General features: G+C 60.2%; 12 protein-coding genes. 10 read left to right on the top strand and 2 right to left on the bottom strand.

What is annotated here, in order from left to right; genetic code table 11:
- Positions 1–184 precede the first annotated feature (184 nt).
- The 8 genes from ASD00_RS33930 (at position 185) to nadE (ending at position 9678) form a co-directional block, all read left to right on the top strand.
- Complete coding sequence (locus tag ASD00_RS33930) at positions 185–2887, top strand: ABC transporter ATP-binding protein (RefSeq protein WP_057211311.1); 2703 nt, start codon at positions 185–187, stop codon at positions 2885–2887.
- Positions 2888–2978: 91 nt separating this feature from the next.
- Positions 2979–3443 (top strand): Crp/Fnr family transcriptional regulator, encoded by a 465-nt coding sequence (locus ASD00_RS33925; RefSeq protein WP_025428538.1) that lies wholly within the window; start codon positions 2979–2981, stop codon positions 3441–3443.
- 99 nt (positions 3444–3542) lie between these two features.
- The gene (locus ASD00_RS33920; RefSeq protein WP_057211309.1) at positions 3543–4313 is read left to right on the top strand and encodes an FkbM family methyltransferase; all 771 of its coding nucleotides are present in this window, start codon (positions 3543–3545) and stop codon (positions 4311–4313) included.
- A gap of 209 nt (positions 4314–4522) precedes the next feature.
- Entirely contained in the window at positions 4523–4726 is a 204-nt protein-coding gene (locus ASD00_RS33915) for a hypothetical protein (protein WP_025428540.1), read from the top strand.
- Positions 4727–4869: 143 nt separating this feature from the next.
- Complete coding sequence (gene asnB, locus ASD00_RS33910) at positions 4870–6807, top strand: asparagine synthase (glutamine-hydrolyzing) (protein WP_025428541.1); 1938 nt, start codon at positions 4870–4872, stop codon at positions 6805–6807.
- Between the two features lie 27 nt (positions 6808–6834).
- On the top strand, positions 6835–7101 hold the full coding sequence (locus tag ASD00_RS33905; RefSeq protein ID WP_025428542.1) for an acyl carrier protein: 267 nt from the start codon (positions 6835–6837) through the stop codon (positions 7099–7101).
- 25 nt (positions 7102–7126) lie between these two features.
- Positions 7127–8674, top strand: coding sequence for a class I adenylate-forming enzyme family protein (locus ASD00_RS33900; protein WP_025428543.1), 1548 nt, complete (start codon positions 7127–7129; stop codon positions 8672–8674).
- Positions 8671–9678 carry an NAD(+) synthase gene (nadE, locus tag ASD00_RS33895; protein WP_057211307.1) on the top strand — a complete coding sequence of 336 codons (1008 nt, stop codon included), beginning with the start codon at positions 8671–8673 and terminating at the stop codon, positions 9676–9678. Before ASD00_RS33900 ends, nadE begins: the two co-directional genes overlap by 4 nt.
- A gap of 37 nt (positions 9679–9715) precedes the next feature.
- Here nadE and ASD00_RS33890 read toward each other — a convergent pair whose 3' ends face one another.
- Together ASD00_RS33890 and ASD00_RS33885 are read right to left on the bottom strand one after the other, a co-directional pair.
- A complete protein-coding gene (locus ASD00_RS33890; RefSeq protein ID WP_025428545.1) occupies positions 9716–10831 on the bottom strand; it encodes a hypothetical protein in 1116 nt (371 codons plus the stop codon).
- Positions 10828–11499 carry a HemK/PrmC family methyltransferase gene (locus tag ASD00_RS33885; RefSeq protein ID WP_081789000.1) on the bottom strand — a complete coding sequence of 224 codons (672 nt, stop codon included), beginning with the start codon at positions 11497–11499 and terminating at the stop codon, positions 10828–10830. Before ASD00_RS33885 ends, ASD00_RS33890 begins: the two co-directional genes overlap by 4 nt.
- Positions 11500–11786: 287 nt before the next feature.
- Here ASD00_RS33885 and ASD00_RS33880 point away from each other — a divergent pair, with 287 nt between their 5' ends.
- Both ASD00_RS33880 and ASD00_RS33875 read left to right on the top strand, forming a co-directional pair.
- Positions 11787–13109 carry a lipopolysaccharide biosynthesis protein gene (locus ASD00_RS33880; RefSeq protein WP_057211303.1) on the top strand — a complete coding sequence of 441 codons (1323 nt, stop codon included), beginning with the start codon at positions 11787–11789 and terminating at the stop codon, positions 13107–13109.
- A gap of 40 nt (positions 13110–13149) precedes the next feature.
- Positions 13150–14238 carry a GNAT family N-acetyltransferase gene (locus tag ASD00_RS33875; RefSeq protein ID WP_225906307.1) on the top strand — a complete coding sequence of 363 codons (1089 nt, stop codon included), beginning with the start codon at positions 13150–13152 and terminating at the stop codon, positions 14236–14238.
- Positions 14239–14364: the final 126 nt, after the last annotated feature.

The following is a 14364-nucleotide window of genomic DNA, read 5'->3' as shown; positions in this document are numbered from 1 at the left end:
CTCCTGCATAATCTAATAAACCGGATTCGAAACCGGATCAGATTTTTGCCGAAACGCCTTCGCGACCGGCCGCCCGTGGCAGTTCAGTCGGAAAGGACCACAAGCAAGCATATCGTGGCCGGGTATCGGTGGCTGCCCGCGCCGCAAACAACGCAGTGTTCAATAAGGTCTCGTTGCCAGAAACATGGAACCACGCCTCTCCCGCTACATTTGGACTCATACGCGCAAGGACCAGCTCTGGATCCTGTTGGTCGTGGCGTTCTCGATGGTCCCCTACTTCCTGTCCTTCGATCTGCCCAAGCAGATCGTCAACGGACCAATTCAGGGCGACGGTTTTGACAGCCCGGAAGCGACGCAGGCGTTCCTGGCGATCTCCTTTGACTTGCCCTATCTCGGGACGATCAATCTTTTTGACGGCTTCCAACTCGGTCGCGAAGGCATGTTGCTGGCCCTGAGCCTCGTGTTCCTGCTGCTGGTTGTCGTCAACGGCCTCTTCAAATTCTATATCAACACCTTCAAGGGGCGGCTCGGCGAGCGTCTCCTGCGGCGGATTCGCTTCGAGCTTGTCGATCGCGTTCTGAGGTTTCCACCGACGCATTTCAAACGGGTGAAACCGGCCGAGATCTCAACGATGATCAAGGACGAGGTGGAGCCGCTCGGCGGCTTTACCGGCGATGCCTTCGTGTCGCCCGCACTGCTTGGCGGTCAGGCGCTGACGGCGCTGATCTTCATCCTGCTACAGAGCTTCTGGCTCGGGCTGATCGCCTCTGTTATCGTCGCCGTTCAGGCGGTGATCATCCCGCGCATGCGCAAGCGGTTGCTCGTCCTTGGCCGCGAGCGCCAGCTGACTGCGCGCGAATTGTCTGGCCGGGTGAGCGAAATCGTTGACGGCATCGGCACGATCCGCGGCCACGACACCTCCAATCTCGAGCGCGCCGACATCGCGTCGCGGCTCGCGCGCATCTTCAAGATCCGCTACGACCTCTATCAGTGGAAATTCCTGGTCAAGTTCATCAACAATTTTCTCGCCCAGGTGACGCCGTTCATGTTCTATTCGATCGGCGGCTATTTCGCGCTTCAGGGCCGCCTCGATATCGGCCAGCTTGTCGCCGTCATCGGCGCCTACAAGGACCTGCCCGGGCCGCTGAAAGAGCTCATCGATTGGGACCAGGCGCGCCAGGACGTGCAGGTGAAGTACGCCCAGGTGGTCGAGCAGTTCAGCATCGAACCGCTGCTCGATCCCAAGGTCCACGCCCTCGCAGCGGCAAGTCCGGCGCCGCTGAACGGCTCGCTCGCGGCCGTCAACCTGACGGTGACCGATGATGGTGGTGTGACACTCCTCGACCACGTCTCGCTGCAGGTGCAGCCCGGCGAGGCGGTCGCACTCAAGGCCGGCGGGGAAGTTCTGGCAGAGGCCTTCGCTCGACTGATCTGGCCGGCTGGCGGTCGTGTTGTCATCGGCGGTCAGGATATACTGGAGATGCCGGAGTCGGTCACTGGCCGGCGGATTTCCTATGCCTCCTCAGACGTGTATGTGTTTCAGGGCAGCCTTGGCGACAACCTGCTCTACGGCTTGAAGCACGCGCCAATGACCGAGGTCCGGTATGAAGGCGAAAGGGCGGCCCATCGCAAGTGGGAGCTGGTCGAAGCCAAGCTTGCAGGCAATCCATCCTTCGACGTCAACAGCGATTGGGTCGATTATCAGGCAGCCGGGGCGACCGGACCAGACGATCTTCTGATCAAGATCAGGCCTGTCCTTGATGCTGTCCTCCTGACCAATGACGTTCTGGCGCTTGCCGTGCGCTCCACCATCGACCCGAACCGCAATGCGGCCTTTGCCTCTGGTATCGTCGAGATGCGCAGCGCGCTTCGGGAGCGCCTTGAACAGGAAAAGCTCAGCGATCTCGTGGTGTTCTTCGAGCCCGGCTCGTACAACATCGAAGCGACCATCGGCGAAAACTTGCTCTTCGGCACGATTACCGATCAGGTGATGTGGGACGGTGCGCTCGAGGGACACCCGTTCTTCAAGACCGTGCTTCAGCGCGTCGGCTTGCGTGACGTCTTCTACGAAATGGGGCTGGAAATCGCCGAGAACGTCGTCGAACTGTTCCGCGACCTGCCGCCGGATCACCCGTTCTTCCAGCAGTTGACATTCATGACGGCCGAAGAAATTCCTGTTTATGAGGCGTTGCTGCAAAAGGTCCGTGGGCGACCACGCGCGGACGTTGCCGAGGATGACCAAGTCAAGATCATTCGGCTGTGCTTCGGCTACATCGAGCCTCGACACCGCTTTGGTCTCCTGACCGACGAACTGATGTCCAAGATCGTAGCTGCCCGGCGCGAGTTCGACGAGGGCCTGCCGACGGACCTCGCCGGCATGATCGAGCACTATCGTCCGAACCGCTACATCGCGTCCGGCAGCATCATCGACAACGTGCTCTTCGGGCGCATCGGTCACAAGCACGCCGATGGATCGGAGAAAATCCGGGCGATCGTGCGCGATCTTTTCGAAGCCGTTGGCCTCTATAACGAGGTGCTGGCCTTCGGCTTCGAATTCAATGTCGGCGCCGGCGGCAAACGCTTGACCGCAGGCCAGCGCCAGAAGCTTGACCTGGCCCGCGCGCTCATCCGCATCTGCGACTTCTATATCTTCAACCAACCGCTGCTGGCGCTCGACCAACGGGTCCAGGAGCAGGTGGTCCGAAACGTCTTTGCGCTCTTGCGGCAGGGCGGGCGCAATCCGGCAATCGTCTGGGTGGTCGCAAATCCGGCGGTGATGGAACTGTTCGATCGTGTCGCCGTATTCGAAAATGGCCGACTGGTTCGCGACAACGAAACGGAAGTGGGGGCTAACGAAGGACCCGACTATAAGGAAATGGCATCTTGATGTAATATTAATGTCAGGGCACCAGCATAAGGTCCCGCGGCAACGCGGGAGGCAGGTCGCCCCGGCTGGATACTCGGAGAAACGGATTGTGATGTTGCTCAAGGATGAAGTCGAAATGCTGCGCCGGATAACCCTGTTTTCAGGATTGCCGCCTGCAAAATTGAAACTCCTTGCCTTCACCTCTGACCGGGTCATGTACAGCGCCGGGGAGGCCCTTTTCTATCAGGGCGATATTGGCGATGCCGCCTATGTCATTCTCTCAGGCAAGGCCGACGTGCTGGTGACGACTGCAAGCGGGCCGCTGAAGCTTGCGGAAGTGGAACAGAATTCGATCGTCGGCGAAATCGCCATTCTCTGTAACACCCCGCGCACGGCGACCGTGCGCACCACGACACCGCTGGAAGCCCTGCGCATCCGCAAGGACGACTTCCTGAAGCTGCTGGCCGACTTCCCCGAAATGGCGGTGGAAATCATGCGCGTGCTCGCTGACCGCCTCAGCCAGACGACGGCCGAACTTACGGAAGCGCGCAGCCGAAACGAGCGCATGGAAGCGTGAAATCGAACCGGCGGCGCCCGTCGTTGGCATGTCCTGGCCGCATGGAAGACCTTCGCAAAAACGATTCCGCTTGACCGGGATATGGGCTAGAGAAGCGCCATGCGTGCGATCACCTACTTCTGCAAGACCGTCCATTTCCCTGACAAGCCTGAGAAGAAGCGCTTCTTTGCGCGGCTTCAAAGCGGCGAGTGGGAGCCGTGCACATTTCAAAACATCGAGCGGCTGGTCGACGGCAACACGACCTTTGTCGATATCGGCGGCTGGATCGGCGTGACGCCCTATTGGGCAGCTCAGATAGCCGACAACGTCATTACGGTCGAACCCGACCCCGTCTGCTTCGGCATCCTCAAGGAAATGGAACCGCAGAACGAAGGGGAGGTCGCGCTGATCAATGCTGCACTTTCCGAGGATGACGTCCTGGTGCTGAACTCGGTCGGCGGATTTGGTAGCTCGGAGACCTCGGCGCTGATCGCCGACGACACGGGGCAGGCGATCAAGGCGAAAACGATCACGATTGCCGAACTGCAGTCGCTGGCGCGAACCGAGAAGCTATGCTTCAAGATCGATATCGAAGGCTACGAATACCGTTCCCTGGCCCAGTTCCGGGATATCGACCGCACGCGGACGACGGGCGTTTTGCTCGCCGTTCATCCGCAGATCCTGTTTGCGTCACTGAGCGGGCCGGCAATCGTCAGGGCATTGCGCACCGTCGTTGCCACCCTCGGGCTCGTGCGCAGCTTTCGCGGCTTCCGCCTCGACAATCCATCAGCGATATGGACTGCCCTCAAGAAATCCACCTTCCGGCGTGAATTCCGCGGGTTCGATCTACTCTTTGTTGCAAGGTCAGCGACCCGTAACGATGCGCGCTGAAGAGAAACAGTCGCTGACGTTCTGAGCCACGGCCGCAGCCAATACATGCCTTGTGGAAGCAGGACTTAGCTGAAAGGCGCTGAGTCCACGAATTAACCACGTCTGCAACAAGGTTAATTCTTGGTTTAAGAATGTTACTTCTGCTGGTATAAGCGGCTAGTTTCTATTTTCATTCCTCGGTTTTTCTGCTGTGCCATGAGAGCGGTCAGATGTCCTGGATGTATTTTGTTGGCGCAACCTATTGTATCGCTGCGCTTTTCCTGTTGGCGATGACCTATCTGGAAGGTCTGCAGGCGCACGCGCCCTGGAATGTCTATCGTGTCGCCGGCATTGTGATCTGTATTTTCTGGCCGGTGCTCATTTTCTATCTAATGTTTAAAATTGTAACGAAAAGAAAAATTCCGCAGGGGTAAAGGTATTTCTGTGATGTTTTGATGACGTATTTTTGTCTTCCTGGAGAATTTACCATACAACCAGAAAACGCCGGCGGTTAACCCATGAACTCTTCATGCGGATTATGTTTCGGTTGTGATTGACCCGTGTGAAAGTTCTGAACATGTGCGGTTTTGGCGGCTATTTCGGTTCGGTCCGGGAAGCAGAAACCCTTCTCAAGAGGATGGTGACCGCGATCGCGCATCGCGGACCGGACGAGCATGGCACATTCGTGGCGCCGGAAGCCGGCCTCGGTCATGTCAGGCTCTCGATCGTCGGGCTTGGTGACGGCCAGCAGCCAATGTCAGATGCGACGGGCGAGCTAACAATCGCCTTCAACGGCGAGATCTTCAATTATGTCGAACTACGCGAGGAACTGCGCGCCAAGGGCCGGCATTTCCGGACTTCGAGCGACACCGAAGTTATCCTCCATCTCTACGATGAGATGGGCGAGGACTGCCTGTCCGTCCTCAATGGCGACTTTGCCTTTGCAATCTGGGACGCCCGCCGCCACCGAATGATGCTCGCTCGCGATCGCATGGGCGTGCGTCCACTTTTCTATACGACCAGAGGCGGCACACTCTACTTCGCATCCGAGATCAAGGCGCTGCTTCAGGTGCCCGGCATCGTAGCCGAGATCGACCCGATCGCGCTCGACCAGATCTTCACGCTTTGGGCGCCGATCGCGCCGCGGACAGGCTTTCGTGATATCCACGAGCTGGAACCCGCAAATTTCATGATCGCCGAGCGGGGGCGTCAGACGATCAGGCCCTATTGGCGTCTCGACTATCCGGATCGCGAGGCCACTTCACGCTTCGTCAATGAAGACGAAGCCGCCGACGAATTGCGGGCGCTGTTGAGCGACGCGACGCGGATCCGCATGCGGGCCGATGTGCCGGTCGGCTCCTATCTGTCGGGCGGTCTTGATTCCTCCATCGTCGCGGCGCTGGCGGCGGGTATGGCGCCGCAAGGATTGCGCACGTTCTCCGTCACGTTCGACAGCGTCGAGCACGACGAAAGCGCCTACCAGATGCAGATGGCCGCGGCCCTCGGCACGCAGCACAGCACCGTTGCCTGCCGTGCCGGCGATATCGCCAGGGTGTTCCCGGATGTGGTACGTTTTGCTGAAAGGCCGATCATCAGGACGGCGCCGGCGCCGCTCTATCAGCTTTCGGGCCTGGTGCGCGAACAGGGGCTCAAGGTCGTACTGACCGGCGAGGGGGCCGACGAGGTCTTTGCCGGCTATGATATCTTCAAGGAAGCGCGCGTGCGTCGGTTCTGCGGGCGTCAGCCTGGCTCGCACATCCGCCCGCATCTGTTCCGCAAGCTTTATCCCTATCTCCCTGGCCTACAGCAGCAGTCGGCTGAATATCTCGCCGCGTTCTTCGGGGCGGGAGACGTTGCGCTAGACGATCCGCTCTTTTCCCATCGCCCCCGCTTCAAGAGCACGGCGGCGACGAAGATCTTCTTCTCGCCCGATCTGCGCGCCAGCCTTGCCGGCTACGACGCGGCAGAGGAGCTGGCGAGCCGTCTGCCTCAGGATTTCGGCCGCTGGCATCCCTTGCATCAGGCTCAGTATCTCGAGGGTCGGTTCCTTTTGCCCGGCTATATCCTTTCGAGCCAGGGCGACCGCATGGCGATGGCGCATGGCATCGAAGGGCGTTTCCCGTTCCTCGATCATCGGCTGGTCGAGTTTGCGTCCGGTCTGCCGCCGGAGATGAAGCTCAAGGGGCTGGTGGAAAAGCACATCCTGCGCGAGGCAACCAAGGACCTGATGCCGGAAGCGATCGGCAAGCGCACCAAGCAACCCTATCGAGCACCCGATAGCCTTTCGTTCACCGGCGTCGGTGAACTCGATTACGTCCGCGAGGCAATGAGCCAAGACAGAATTGCCGCGGGTGGTCTCTTCAACCCGAAGGCGGTCACGAAACTCTACGAAAAGTGCCAATCCCAACCGGTATCCGGCTTCCGCGACAATGCAGCGTTCGTCGGAATCCTGTCGACACAGCTATGGCTGAAGACATTCACTGGCACGAGCATCCACGCCGCCCAGGCGGCCTGAACGACTGAGGAAAGGAAAGGAAAAGACATGACGGAGACGATCAAGGACAAGGTCAGGGCCTTTGTCATCGAGAACTTCTTGTTCGGCGACACGTCCTACGACCTTGCCGACACGGCATCGCTGATCGAGAACGATATCATTGACTCCACCGGCGTGCTGGAGCTGGTCGCATTCATCGAGGATCACTACGGCATCGCCATGGCGGACGCCGATATCGTACCGGCGAACCTGGATTCGCTCGCGCGCATCTCGGCTTTCATCGAAGCCAAATCTGGCGCGACGGTAGCGGCGTAAGCGACAACGGGTGAGGTCCACGCAGATGCGGTTCGAGCAATTCCTTATCGACAACGCCGCGGCGCATGCGGCGAAAACAGCATTGATCACCGACCGCAAGCGGCTGCGGTATGACGAGTTCGATCGGCTTTCGAGCCAACTGGCGGCCTCGCTTTCCAGGAACGGTGTCAAGCGCAATGACCGCGTGCTGGTGTTCATGGACAATTGCTGGGAAGCCGCTGTTTCGATCTTTGCCGTGCTGAAGGCAGGCGCGACCTTCAGTCCGATCAATTCGTCGACCAAGGCAGACAAGCTGGCCTACATCATCGGCGATTGCGAGGCAGCCGCCATCCTCACACAGGCAAAACTGATGCCGGTCGTGGGCGATGCCCGTGCGCTTGCCGGCGATGCGATGCTGTTCGTTGCTTCCACGGCGGCGCCCAACGGCCAGGTGCCTGCGGGTGCCACCGCATTCGACACATGCCTGGAAGGCGAGCCGCAGCCGGTTGTCCACGGCGGGATCGATGTTGACCTGGCGATGCTGATCTATACCTCCGGCTCCACTGGGCGCCCGAAGGGCGTGATGATGACACATCGCAATATCGATGCGGCGTCCGGATCGATCACCACCTATCTGCGCAACCAGCACGACGACATCATCCTCAACGTCCTGCCGCTCGCCTTCGACTACGGCCTCTATCAGCTGCTGATGGCGGTCCGGCTCGGAGCGACGCTGGTTCTCGAAAAGTCCTTCGCGTTTCCGCATGCGATCTTCGAGCGCATTCGCGAGGAGGGTGTCACCGGATTTCCGCTCGTGCCGACGATGGCGGCGATGATCTTGCAGATGCGCGATCTGGAGCCGGGTTTTCTACCCAGCCTTCGCTATCTTTCCAACACTGCCGCGGCGCTGCCGCCGGCACATATTGCCCGGCTAAGAGAACTCTTTCCCGGCGCGCGGCTCTACTCGATGTACGGGCTGACGGAATGCAAGCGCTGCACTTATCTGCCGCCCGAAGAACTTGATCGTCGGCCGGGCTCCGTCGGCATCGCCATCCCCAACACCGAGGCCTTTGTGGTCGACGATGAGGGTAAGCGCGTTCCGCCGGGCGTGCCCGGCGAACTCGTCATCCGTGGCCCGCACGTCATGCAGGGCTATTGGCGCAACGATGCCTCGACCGAACGCATGCTTCGGCCGGGACCGCACCCTTGGGAGAAGGTGCTCTACACCGGCGATCTGTTTCAGGCCGATGCGGAGGGCTTCCTCTATTTCGTCGGGCGCAAGGACGATATCATCAAGACCCGCGGCGAGAAAGTTGCGCCGAAGGAAGTCGAGACGGTCCTGCATTCCCATCCAGGCATTGCGGAAGCCGTCGTGCTTGGTGTGCCCGACCCGGTTCTCGGCCACGCGATCGCGGCACTTGTCGTGCGCTCGGACCAGACGCTCAGCGACAAGGACATCATCCGTCATTGCTCGCGCCATCTGGAGGACTTCATGGTCCCGAAGGTTGTCGAATTTCGCATCGAGTTGCCGAAGACGGACACGGGTAAGGTTAGCCGCCGACTTGCGGCCGAGACGATGGAGCCTGCAGAATGAACATTCGCCCGACCCAGGACACGGCTGCGTTTTCGGCCGAAACGCTTGATATCGACCATGCGGCTGAAACCGACCGCATCGTGGCAGGGCTGCGTGAGCAGCTGCGTGGAATGAAGAAGCGCGGCCTCGTGCTAGGTCTTTCCGGCGGCATCGATTCCAGCGTGTCTGTCGCCCTGGCTGTGCGAGCTGTGGGTGCGAAGAACGTCTTTTGTCTGTTCATGCCCGAGAACGACAGCGACCCGGAAAGCCTGAGGCTCGGCCGTCTGGTCGCCGAAACCTTTGGCGTCGATGCCGTGGTTGAGGATATCGGGCCGATCTTGCAGGCAATGGGCTGCTACGAGCGTCGCGACGCCTTCATCCGCCAACTTGTTCCTGCCTACGGCGAAGGCTGGGCATCGAAGATCGTGATCGCCAACGCGCTCGAAGGTGAGGGCTACAACATCTCGTCGCTGGTGGTCCAGGATCCACAGGGCAAACAGACCAAGCTGCGCATGCCGCCGCCTGTCTATCTCGGTATCGTTGCCGCCACCAACATGAAGCAGCGCACGCGCAAGCAGATCGAATATTACCATGCCGACCGGCTGAATTTCGCCGTCCTCGGCACGCCGAACCGGCTGGAATACGACCAAGGCTTCTTCGTGAAGAACGGCGATGGCGCCGCCGACGTCAAGCCGATAGCGCATCTCTACAAATCGCAGGTCTACGCGTTGGCGGCCTCTCTCGGCATTCCCGAGGAAATCCGCCGCCGCCCGCCGACGACGGATACCTATTCGTTGGAGCAGACGCAGGAAGAGTTCTATTTCTCGCTGCCCTACGACCGCATGGATCTATGCCTTTATGGCCTCAACAACGGACTGGCGATCGAGGCGGTTGCGCAGGCTGCGGGCTTGACGGCAACGCAGGTCGATCGCGTCTGGGCGGATATTGCCGCCAAACGCAAGGCGACGCGCTACCTTCATCTCGGGCCGCGACTCGTCCAGACCGTTGAGGAGATTGCTGACTGATTGGCATAGGGTGCGATGGCCAATCCGGCCGCATCGGTCAGTCGAAGCGGCCGCCCATAAGTCGGCTCCAATGTTCGCCGGCCAACCCGTTTATAAATCCTTGCGAATGGCGGAACGCCTGAACGAGTTCGTCGTCGCGCGAGTGGATCACGGTTGACGCCATGTGCACAAAGGCGATGCGACGACCGAGCATGGCCTCAAGGAGAGCTGGCTGCGTCCGACCACGCAGACCCGCGACACCGCGCGCGGCTGCGTGGTCGATCAAACAATCGATGACGGGGCCGGCCTGTCCGGGAAGGGCGAGGATCTGCAGCACGCGGCCGATATCGCCGGAGCGAGCGTGATAGGCAAAGGCGCCGACGACGGTTCCGGTGCGCGCGGTGACGGATGCGAAGATTGCGCTACCCTGATCAGGTTTTTGCACCGCGTCTGCGAGGATGTTGTTGAGCTGCCCTTCCGCCCAATCCGGGCGCAAAGGGAATTGGGCAGTGAGCGGACCGACGAGATCGGCGAAACCGCTTCTGTCGATTTCACCAACGCGAAAATTTGCCTGTCCCGTTCCGCTTTCGGGGACGGCCGACCAGCGCCGCTCCCCGCGACCCATCCTGTTGCGATAGAAACGATCAAACGCATGCGCGAGCGGATTGACCAGCCGAGCGAGCTTGATCCGGTGCTCGGCGACGCTGAGCGTGAATGCCGATGGCCGGATGACACGCACCCAATCAAGACTGTATTGCGGCAGTACGATACCGCGCAGTTTCGTCCACATCTGAGTCGATACTTCGCTTGCGGTCTCGCTGAACGACAGATCCTGTGGACCCGCGAGGAAGGCCTTCAGCAACCGTGCACCCGCCATCGGATCGCTTTCACGATCCTCGGCCATAAGGGAGCCGCATATGGCGGCTCGCAACGGCCGACCGTTAAACGTCATCGGCAGCGCGTTAACGCCAACGAAACCGGAGATGCGGCCGTCGCCGTTGACGTGAACGAGGGGCCGAATCTCGCGATCGCAGCCAGGTGCGTCCAGGTAGAGCTGCCGCATATAGTCGACGAGCGCAGCTGGCGGCTCCGTCTGATCCTTGCAGAAAACCCTCTGGAACATTCCAGCGATCGCAGGAATGTCTGCGGGTTCAAGCGGCCGGATGTTACTCATCGTTCCTCGTCCCCGGCACCCGCCGCAACGGATGCTTGAGCAACAAGTTTCCTGACGATGGCGACGCGTGGCCGGCCTTCCACATCGGTGGCGAAGGTGACGGCCTCATAGGCCTTGGTGCGGGCGAGAAGGGCGGATGCCTGTCGATCCTGGCCAGCGCCGAACTCGAAGAGCAGCCAGCCGCCCGGTTTCAGGAAAGCCACAGCATCGCGGATGAGGCGCTGATGGATCGAGATGCCGTATGGGCCGCCATCGAAAGCTTCCCGCGGTTCGGCTTCAAGCAGGTGGGCGCTGTCACCTTCGAGCCGAGATGTCGAAATATAGGGCGGGTTGCAGACGATCATGTCGACCGAGCCCTCGAGATTGTCGTCGGCCAGCGCACCAAACAGATCGCCCTGTCGTATGGTGACGCGATCGGCGACGTTCAGGCGAGTGACGTTTCTGCGGGCCAGCGCAACGGTGCTATCGGTCAAGTCCGCACCCCAGACGCGGGCGGAAACGACATCGGCCGCAAGCCCGAGCGCCAGGTTTCCGGAGCCGCAGCACATGTCGATGACGGTTGCGCCGGATGGCCGGTCATGCAGGATCCTTGAAGCCGTGCGTCCGAGCAGCTCCGTTTCTTCTCGTGGCACCAAGACATCGGGTGCCAGTTCGAGTTCGACGTCCATGAAACGGTGCAGACGCGGCGCCTCGCCGCTTGCCTGATCATCCTGAAGGGGATTGTTGTTTTGCGGCACGGCCTCTCCTTCATGCGTCGATCGATGGCTGCACGATCCACACTACTGCAATCAGGTAAACGGAAGCTAAAATGCAATTGATGCGGGAGTGTTAACCGCGCAATCATTTCTAAGTGCTATTCTTTGCGATGATCGGAAGCGTGTGCTCGGCTGTTGCGGCAACGCCCATCCGGCATCGGACGCACATTTCGTCGGATTGTTGTCAAAGGCAGATCGGGATGGCATCGGAAGGTCTCAGAGAACCGGGCGCGCACAGACCGTTCCTGTCGATGATCATGTCCTATGCCGCCTCGGGCGGCAGCCTCATCATTGGATCCGCTGCCCAGCTTCTGACGTTCGCGATCCTCGCACGTTGGCTCGGCGTTCATGAGTTCAGTGTCTTCGTGGCGATCACGGCGGTTGCCAATATTGCCGTGCATCTCTGCGGGCTGGGGGCGATGGAGTGCCTCGTGCGCCGCGTCGCACGCGATCGGAGCATGTACTCTCGCATGCTCGGTCACAACGTCATCTTGACCGCCATCAGCGGCATCGTTCTGGTTTTGCTTGGCGCGATTGCGCTGCCGTTCTTCTTCACGCTGTCAGCTGACCCGGCTACCAACATTGCCGTGATTGCGCTGATGCTGATCACCAACATCATCTTCGTTCGCGTCATCGTGCTGACGGAGCAGATCTTTCTCGCTCACTCGAATTTCGCATCTGCCAACAAGGTTGTCGTCGGCTTCGCCATCGCCCGCACCATCGCCGCGGCGCTCGCCTGTATCGTCTTTGGCGTGGCGACCGTTGCCTCCTGGGCGGTCTGGCAGTTCGTATGCCATGTGCTTGTCGCCATCGGTTGCTGGTATGCCGTAAAGGGCCTTGGCCGGCCCGTCTATGGGATCGTGCGCGAAGAGCTGCCGCAGGGGCTCTACTTCAGCATCCCCTTCATTCTGCGCGCGGTGCGCCAGAATGCCGACCTGCTCGTCCTGAGCCTCGTTGCCTCCGCAGAAGTGATGTCGAGCTATAGCGTCGCGCGGCGCATGCTGGAGAGCAGCTATCTCTCGGTCGAGGCGCTGAACCGGTTGATTTATCCCGGTTCGGCCAAGGCAACGGCCTCCGGCCTGCACCATGCCTTCGAGCGGGTACGCAAGGTGCTCGTTGCTGCCACTTCGATCAGTATTGCGGCGGCGATCGCGGTCTTCGTGCTTGCGCCGGTCCTGCCTTACCTCTTCGGCAAGGACTATGTCTCGTTGGTGTCCTTCGTTCGAATTCTCTGCTGGGTCGTCGTGCCGATTGCCATGTGGTCGGTCGCAATGGAAGCGCTCGGAGCATCCGGGCATCACCCTGCGCGTGCCTCTGTTATGGGTCTCGGCAGCGTCCTTGGCGCTGCGTTGACAGCGTGGGCGACTTGGTATGCGCCACCTGCGGGCACGTTCATCTCCTTCTATGTGATCGAGATCGCGATGGTCATCGTTTCCTGGAGTGTCTTCCTGCGCTTCGTCCGGCGCGACAGGGAGGGAGCGGTTGAGCACGTCGTCCCGGCGAGGATGGCGCATGAAGGCTGAGCTGAGGGAACTGGAAACTGCCACAGCCATCGGGCATCGCATGCAGCACCCGGGCCGCGTGAGACCGATGGAGCTGGGCGATATCCCTGCAGTTAGCTCGCTCTTCAGCAAGATTTTCCGCAAGCGCGACATTGAGCCAAGTGGTGACCTCCGGCAGTATCTTGAAGCGGTCTTCTTCGGCAGTCCGCTTTACTCTCCCGAGCATGGCAGTATCGTCTACGATGACGGCACCATCGCCAGCGCAATCCTGGCATTGCCGATGGAATTCTCGATCCACGGTCGCCATACCGTCGGCAAGCTTCTTTGCGCGTTCATGTCAGACGGCAAGGCGGGTGCCGTTGGTGCGGCATGTCTCGCTCGTACGATGCGCTCCGCGCGCCAGGACATGTGCTTCTCGGATAATTCGTCGCCGGTGAGTGCGGACCATTGGGTTGCCGGGGGCGGGGTCGTGCTTCCGATACAAAGCCTGGAGTGGCAGCGATCGTTTCGACCGGCTACCAGCAGCGCCATTCGTGCCAGCCGTCAATTTCCGGCATTGGGTTCGAAATTGGTGCTCGGTGTCCTTGGTGCATTCGACAGGGTGTTGCGCTGGCGAAGACCATCCGTCAAACCCACCCCGGCTTCAGGATGTATGACGAAGGTGATCGGGGCCGGCGAGTTTCTCGGTTGCGCCCGACCGATGATGGAACGGTTTTCGGTCAGGCCCGTTTGGTCAACCGAGGAGTTCGATTGGCTCGTCGCGATCGCCGGTAAGAACCAAGGCCTCGGTGAAGTGCATTTCCGACAAGTAACGGCGGATGGAAGAGCGATTGGCGTTTTCCTCTTTCTTGGCAGGGCGAACAGGACTGCGACGGTTCTGAATGTGCTTTGCCAACCGGGTCGGGAGTTTGAGGTGACGGCCGAGATGTTTGCCTGCCTCGACCGCGAAGGTTACGCCCAGGCCACAGGCGCCGCACAACCATTTCTGATGAACGCGATCTCGCGCCAACGCTGGCTGACGTTCCGCCACCGTGGCTATTTCTGCATGGTAACGCGCCATGGAGATCTCAAGGACGCGGCATTGCGCAACGACCTCTATATCGGCGGTCTGGCATCCGAAAGCTGGAGCCGGTTGCTGACGGACTTCTAAGCGTCAAGGTAAACGGCTGCCGGGCCGATTAACGGAATTTTCACCGTACAACTCTAATCCTTCATTGGAGATACGAGACGCGCAAGCCGGCGATTTTTGCGTCTTGAAGCGGGCGTGAGGGATGCG

The sequence above is a fragment of the Ensifer sp. Root31 genome, from assembly GCF_001424825.1.
Classification (GTDB): domain Bacteria; phylum Pseudomonadota; class Alphaproteobacteria; order Rhizobiales; family Rhizobiaceae; genus Ensifer; species Ensifer canadensis.
This window is presented reverse-complemented; position numbering and strand designations above follow the sequence as displayed.

What these genes read in the sequence shown, in the direction of transcription:
- ASD00_RS33930 (WP_057211311.1), top strand. Translation starts at nt 185, where the DNA reads ATGGAACCACGCCTCTCCCGCTACATTTGGACTCATACGCGCAAGGAC.
- ASD00_RS33925 (WP_025428538.1), top strand. Translation starts at nt 2,979, where the DNA reads ATGTTGCTCAAGGATGAAGTCGAAATGCTGCGCCGGATAACCCTGTTT.
- ASD00_RS33920 (WP_057211309.1), top strand. Translation starts at nt 3,543, where the DNA reads ATGCGTGCGATCACCTACTTCTGCAAGACCGTCCATTTCCCTGACAAG.
- ASD00_RS33915 (WP_025428540.1), top strand. Translation starts at nt 4,523, where the DNA reads ATGTCCTGGATGTATTTTGTTGGCGCAACCTATTGTATCGCTGCGCTT.
- asnB (WP_025428541.1), top strand. Translation starts at nt 4,870, where the DNA reads ATGTGCGGTTTTGGCGGCTATTTCGGTTCGGTCCGGGAAGCAGAAACC.
- ASD00_RS33905 (WP_025428542.1), top strand. Translation starts at nt 6,835, where the DNA reads ATGACGGAGACGATCAAGGACAAGGTCAGGGCCTTTGTCATCGAGAAC.
- ASD00_RS33900 (WP_025428543.1), top strand. Translation starts at nt 7,127, where the DNA reads ATGCGGTTCGAGCAATTCCTTATCGACAACGCCGCGGCGCATGCGGCG.
- nadE (WP_057211307.1), top strand. Translation starts at nt 8,671, where the DNA reads ATGAACATTCGCCCGACCCAGGACACGGCTGCGTTTTCGGCCGAAACG.
- ASD00_RS33890 (WP_025428545.1), bottom strand. Translation starts at nt 10,831, where the DNA reads ATGAGTAACATCCGGCCGCTTGAACCCGCAGACATTCCTGCGATCGCT.
- ASD00_RS33885 (WP_081789000.1), bottom strand. Translation starts at nt 11,499, where the DNA reads ATGGACGTCGAACTCGAACTGGCACCCGATGTCTTGGTGCCACGAGAA.
- ASD00_RS33880 (WP_057211303.1), top strand. Translation starts at nt 11,787, where the DNA reads ATGGCATCGGAAGGTCTCAGAGAACCGGGCGCGCACAGACCGTTCCTG.
- ASD00_RS33875 (WP_225906307.1), top strand. Translation starts at nt 13,150, where the DNA reads ATGCAGCACCCGGGCCGCGTGAGACCGATGGAGCTGGGCGATATCCCT.